At 54.0% G+C, this 4235-nt stretch carries 6 protein-coding genes; 5 read left to right on the plus strand and 1 reads right to left on the minus strand.

Translation table 11 applies throughout. The features are described from left to right. The 5 genes from Q0S71_RS08665 to Q0S71_RS08685 form a co-directional block, all read left to right on the plus strand. On the plus strand, positions 1–403 hold a 403-nt coding region (locus tag Q0S71_RS08665), incomplete at its 5' end, for a hypothetical protein (protein WP_295993979.1). A gap of 430 nt (positions 404–833) precedes the next feature. Next, positions 834–1448 carry a bifunctional 2-polyprenyl-6-hydroxyphenol methylase/3-demethylubiquinol 3-O-methyltransferase UbiG gene (locus tag Q0S71_RS08670; protein ID WP_295993980.1) on the plus strand — a complete coding sequence of 205 codons (615 nt, stop codon included), beginning with the start codon at positions 834–836 and terminating at the stop codon, positions 1446–1448. Positions 1449–1550: 102 nt separating this feature from the next. Beyond that, positions 1551–1925: a YajD family HNH nuclease gene (locus tag Q0S71_RS08675; protein WP_295993981.1), complete on the plus strand. Its 375-nt coding sequence runs from the start codon at positions 1551–1553 to the stop codon at positions 1923–1925. A gap of 59 nt (positions 1926–1984) precedes the next feature. Continuing rightward, the gene (locus Q0S71_RS08680; protein ID WP_295993982.1) at positions 1985–2860 is read left to right on the plus strand and encodes a peptidylprolyl isomerase; all 876 of its coding nucleotides are present in this window, start codon (positions 1985–1987) and stop codon (positions 2858–2860) included. A 213-nt stretch (positions 2861–3073) separates the two neighbouring features. Then, positions 3074–3463: a VOC family protein gene (locus Q0S71_RS08685; protein WP_295993983.1), complete on the plus strand. Its 390-nt coding sequence runs from the start codon at positions 3074–3076 to the stop codon at positions 3461–3463. Positions 3464–3561: 98 nt separating this feature from the next. On the opposite strand, the gene Q0S71_RS08690 is transcribed toward Q0S71_RS08685, so the two are convergent. Beyond that, on the minus strand, positions 3562–4235 hold a 674-nt coding region (locus Q0S71_RS08690), incomplete at its 5' end, for a C-terminal helicase domain-containing protein (RefSeq protein ID WP_295993984.1).

Below are 4235 nucleotides of genomic sequence, written 5' to 3' on the forward strand. Positions count from 1 at the left end.
GCCCCCAGATCGCCCAGTTTGTTCCTTGCCTTGCCATTTCCCACGCGTCGCCGGATCGGCCGTTACAACCGCCGACATTGGGCAAGCGCCCTGCTCACCGCTTTACGCCGTCAAAATCGAGTTATTAGAGCTCACCTTAAGTTTAACGCTCATGATTTGGCCGATGGCCGGTGATGTAGAGTTGGCGATTCGGTGCGAAGGAATTGCAGAGCTCGTGGTGCTCTTAAATCTCTTAGGTAGTTCCGGTGCGAGAGTGGTAACCGGAAAGGATGGTAAATTTATCGAGTTCGCGGCGGCCAATCTATTCGCTGGGCGTTATGACATTAGCCGACCGGTTCCTTATGGCTTCCGACTCCGTCTGGAGCCTAGCTGCCAGTTGACGGCATTTAGCTATGACGTGTGACGGCCAGCAGCAGACATTCGTTTTCCGAGCTTAACCATATGCGAATTCAAATGAGCACGCTTCCAAAAATACTGGGTTACGCGCTGTGTGTGTGTTAGCTGGGACAATGAACGTACTTGCTGTGGCGCTGGGTGGGATTTATGCTGTCTCCGTAGTTATGTGGTTGCATGCGCCTATGGTGAAGGTGTTGATACTCACGGTTCCTGCTGTACTTCTAGTGCTAGGATGTGCTTGGCTCTTGAATAAACTAAGGCTAAAACTTAGAACGTGATAGAGAGATGAATACCGCAAGACCGCGACCGGCCATAAGCTGATAAGCATAGGAAACTGCCCGTTGCGCCGTGAGCAGATTGGCAAGGCGCATTGCGCAAGATTAGCATTTCTAATAATATTTTAATTTTTTTGAAAAAATAAATATCGAGATATAAATATGGGCCTGCCTACTGACAATTTCTATAACCGTTACGTCCACGACGGTGCGATAAAAGATGAGTCGCCGCAGAGCGCAATATCCAGGTACTTCAAATTAGCATTCCGCATTGGAGATAAGATTCTTGATATTGGTTCTGGTTCTGGTCGGGACCTTACAATATTATTAGAAAATGGCTTCGACGCTTATGGAGTTGAACCAAACGATTCGATTCGGAAATTTTCTTTAACAAATCATCCTGGTCTGGCTGATCGGCTACATGGTGGTTCTCTACCCATAATTGATGTACCATTTGTTGAGAAATTCGATGGACTCGTTTGTAGCGCTGTATTGATGCATATTTATCAAGATGAGTTCTTGGCGGCGTGTATGTCGATGCGTAGAATACTGAAGCCGAATGGGAGAATACTTTTATCAGTGCCACTGATGCGGCCTGAATTACTCAAAGGTGTTCGTGACAAAGACGGGAGGTTTTTTAAAAATCACTCCACGACATATATAAGCGCTATTTTGGCGTCTCTTGGATTTTTCAAAATAGAATTGAGCAACACATCAATAATGGAATTTCCTGATGTTACTTGGACTATTTTATTGTTCGAATTATCCAGCGAATAATGCATGAGAAAATTGCTATGGCCGCTTTGGGGCACCAGCGGCCGAGCCGGCCGACGGTGGGCGTTGATGACCAAAATCTAATAGCAAGGGAAGGAAATAAGCATGACCATTGGGAAAAAGCCTGACGCCGCGCGGCTGGATAAAATTGTGGCCGACGCACGGCGCGCAGCCGACCAGCGCGAGCTAGGCTATCGCGAGCGCTCGCTGAAAATGTATCCGTGGATATGTGGGCGCTGTATGCGCGAATTCACGCATGCCAATGTGTCGCAACTGACAGTGCACCATCGTGACCACAATCACGACAACAATCCGCCTGATGGAAGCAACTGGGAATTGCTGTGCCTTTACTGCCACGATAACGAACACTCGCGTTATCTTGAGGCCGACCGGGGACATAGTCTGAAATCGGCCGAGGTCGCGCCGGCAACGCACAATCCGTTTGCCTCATTGGCCGGCCTGATAAAAAAGAAAGAATAAAATTAGGGTAGTGCCGACGGCGTGAATAGGTACAATCGGCCATATACGGACATTCAGAGGTGAAAATCGCTCAGGTCTACTTGTCACTGGTTGCCTTGCGGCCGGCCTTTTCACTTTTCTACACGAGAGAGCTTTCCTTGAAAATATTCCGAAACTCTATTTGGTTCGTAGTGCTCTGCATGAGTCCTCTGTGCCACGCCCAGCAAACCTGGCGTGCGCTTGACTCCGAAAATACGCTCGTGATTGATACCACCAAAGGCCGCTTGATAATCGAATTGCGACCGGAGATGGCACCTAAAGCCGTTGAGCGCGTGAAACTACTGGCGCGCGAGAAAGTCTATGACGGCTTGCAATTCCATCGCGTAATCGCGCACTTCGTCGCACAGACCGGAAATCCAGATAATAAAGATAATGGCAAGTCGGCCCATCCCAATCTGGCGCCGGAGATGACTTTCAAGCATCAGAGCAAGGCCACGGTAGCTTGGGCTATCAAGTCCAGCGACACGGTCAGTGGTTTCATCGGTAGCGTGCCGTTTCAATCCTTACCCTTTTCTGCGGAGCAGCAAACCTCGCTTGCCTGGGGCGCGCACTGCGCAGGCGCCATGGCGATGGGGCGTGACAAGCCTTTGGACTCGGCGAATAGCGAATTTTATTTCGTGCTCGACGCGGCCCGCGACATGGACCATGAATACACCGTGGTAGGACGTGTGGTGGTCGGAATGGACGCTCTAAAGGCGCTAAAACTGGGCGAACCTCCTGCCAGCCCCGACTTCATGCGAACGGTGCGCTTGCTCTCGGAGCTGCCTGCGGCCGAGCGGCCCAAGGTAAGCGTTATGGCCGGCAAAGCGTTAAGCACTTTAATTGAAAAGGTTCGGCGGAAGAAAGGCGCGGATTTCAGCATCTGCGACATCTCGGTGCCTGCTAAGATTGACTAAAGGCCGGCACAGCCAGTCGGCCGAACTCATGTGGTGTTTAGTTGCGCGCGTCAACGTCCGCTTTGGGGCGGAAGCGGTCATTGATATTGCAGCCGCTGCGACATTAAATTCCAATGAGTAAGCTTTGGTGTAACGCAGTGCGAAATGACTTATCGGTCTGATCGCCGCTATAAATTGCTCGGTTGATAAAATGTCGAATAGGTGGAGGCGTCTGTGAAACGCACGTGGATTATCATCGGCGTTGCTGATGTCGCTCGTAGCTTCAAGTGGTATCAGTCGCTGTTCGGGCAATCGGCAACGAGTCCTGCTCACGATTACTTCGGGCAGATTGTGGACGCCGACGGTACGGTCTTGCTGTGCCTTCACCAGTGGGGCCGCCACGGACATCCGACACTGACCAGTCCCGACCACGCTCAGCCTGGCAATGGTTTGCTCTTGTTCTTTCGGGTGGATGACTTCGATGAGGCGCTGCTGAGGGCGCGCGTCCTGGTCGATGGACTGGAGGAGGAGCCGCATTTGAACCCCGACACGGGAACGCGCGAATTCGCGCTCCGTGATCTCGATGGGTATTACGTGATGGTCAGTGCGCTCGGGACCGCTTGACCGCCATCGCGGCGGCTCAAGTTTCGCAGTACGAAAAAAATGGCCACCGGATCGCTCCGGTGGCCATTTTTAATGCATGCTATCGCTGCGGCTGTCGATTAACGATCGCCGTAGGTGCGACGGGCGCCGTCGGTGCTGCGCGGGTTGCTGCCTTTGTAGCCGCTGCCCGTGCCGCCTTCGCGCGGTGCGCCCGGCTTGCTGAACGTGCGCTGGCCTGGCTTGGCCGCCGCGCTGCGGTTGTCGCCCGGCTTCCAGCCGCCTGGACGCGAGGTCGAGCGGGCCGCCGATGCCGTTTTCTTCGGCTCGAAACCTTCGACGACGTTGACCGGAATGAGCTGCTTGGTGAAGCGTTCGATGCGCTTGACGTTCATGCCTTCAGCATGGTTCACCAGCGAGATCGCCAGGCCGTTGCGGCCGGCGCGGCCGGTGCGGCCGATGCGGTGGACGTAATCTTCCGGGAACTTCGGCAGGTCGTAGTTGAACACGTGGGTGATGGTCGGTACGTCGATGCCGCGGGCGGCGACGTCGGTGGCGACCAGCACTTTGACCTGGCCGCGGCGCATGCCGTCGAGCGTGCGGTTGCGCGCGCCCTGGTGCATGTCGCCGTGCAGGGCGGCGGCCGAGAAGCCGGCGATGTTCAGGCGGTCGGCGATGGTGTCGGCGTCACGCTTGGTGGCGGTGAACACGACTGCCTGATCCATCGTCTCGTCGCGCAGGATGTGATCGAGCAGGCGATTCTTGTGCGACAGGTCGTCGACGAAGTGAACGCGCT

It is taken from the genome of Rugamonas sp. (genome assembly GCF_025354735.1).
GTDB lineage: Bacteria > Pseudomonadota > Gammaproteobacteria > Burkholderiales > Burkholderiaceae_D > Rugamonas.

Bases quoted from the DNA above. Each gene is read 5' to 3' on its own strand.
- Q0S71_RS08675 (WP_295993981.1), top strand. From the start codon at position 1,551: ATGACCATTGGGAAAAAGCCTGACGCCGCGCGGCTGGATAAAATTGTG.
- Q0S71_RS08670 (WP_295993980.1), top strand. From the start codon at position 834: ATGGGCCTGCCTACTGACAATTTCTATAACCGTTACGTCCACGACGGT.